Annotated in this window: 1 protein-coding gene and 1 pseudogene; both read left to right on the top strand. The window is 61.0% G+C overall.

Features of this window, described 5'->3' with window-relative positions; all coding sequences use genetic code 11:
* Nucleotides 1-862 (top strand): annotated as a pseudogene (locus tag CXR03_RS17690) (hypothetical protein); the annotation flags it as partial.
* A 21-nt stretch (nucleotides 863-883) separates the two neighbouring features.
* Nucleotides 884-1,124: hypothetical protein (locus CXR03_RS18205; RefSeq protein WP_146070553.1), on the top strand; the 241-nt coding region annotated here is incomplete at its 3' end.

The raw sequence follows: 1,124 nt of genomic DNA, 5'->3' as shown, positions 1-1,124 counted from the left end.
GGAAGAAGCCAAGGAAGCCCAGCAGGCCGTTGAATCACTCACCATAGAGGACTTCCTGCCGGCCACACCCGCAGCTCCAAAAACGTCGCCGGAAGCAACCCCAAGCATTAGCGTGGCAGAGCTTGAAGCGCTCGTGAATTTCGAGAGCGTCACCCCTGATCACGAAAAGCCGGCTGAACCCGAACCCGCCCAGGCTGAGACCATCCAGGCAGAACCGGCAGCAGCAGCTGAACCTGAACCCGCCGAACCCGCTCCAGAACCGCCGGCAGCAGCAGCTGAACCTGAACAGGCTGAACCCGAACCTGCCCAAGCTGAACCCGTCCAGGCGGAACCGGCAGCCAAACTGTCCCAGAACTTCGCGGCGCCCCTGTGCCTCTTGGGCCAGCCCCAGCTGCACAGCGACAACGGATCAGCGGTGACAGGCAAGCCGGCGGAAGCTGTGGCCTACCTGAGCCTGAACGGACGTTCCAGCGATGCCGTAGAGCTATCGCAGAAGCTGTGGCCGGAAGCGGAAAACGAAGGCAACACCGCCCGCATACGCCGCAGCCGAACGGCAAAAAAGATCAAGGAAGCGCTCCCGGCATCCTTCCGCAATGACACTGCGTGGGAAATCGACCACCTGGACACCGACCTGAACCGGATCATCAACGCACTGACTCAGGAAGGAAACCCACAGGCAACGCTCGTGGCCTGCCACTCAATCCAGACACCCCTGCAAGGCTGCGCCGAATGGGCAGACGAGCACCGGGACCGAATAGTTCAACAGCTCCGCCAAGTGCTTGACGACACCACAGGCCGGGCACTCGAAAATGACCAATTCGAGATCGCCAAGGCAGCCCGGCAAGCCTCCAAAAAGCTCTAGCTCAGCAGGAAGGAAAATCGCGTGAAAAGCATCAGATCCAAGAAATCAAAGCAATCCGCCGGGACAGTCTTGTCCCCCGCCGGATCCACCAGGAAACAAAAGAAGAAGCCCCAGCAGCACACGACAACCGCCGGCAACGGCACCGTCGTCCAGTCCTGGGCATCAGACGCCGGCAGATGGGCTGTCTACGGATTGACGGTTCTCGTTTCGCTGGGAGCCCTGTGCGGATTCCTCGCTTTCACCAGCCCGCCGCCCCAGGTAC

It is taken from the genome of Arthrobacter sp. 08Y14, assembly GCF_002929455.1.
Taxonomy (GTDB): Bacteria; Actinomycetota; Actinomycetes; order Actinomycetales; family Micrococcaceae; genus Arthrobacter_B; species Arthrobacter_B sunyaminii.
This window is presented reverse-complemented; position numbering and strand designations above follow the sequence as displayed.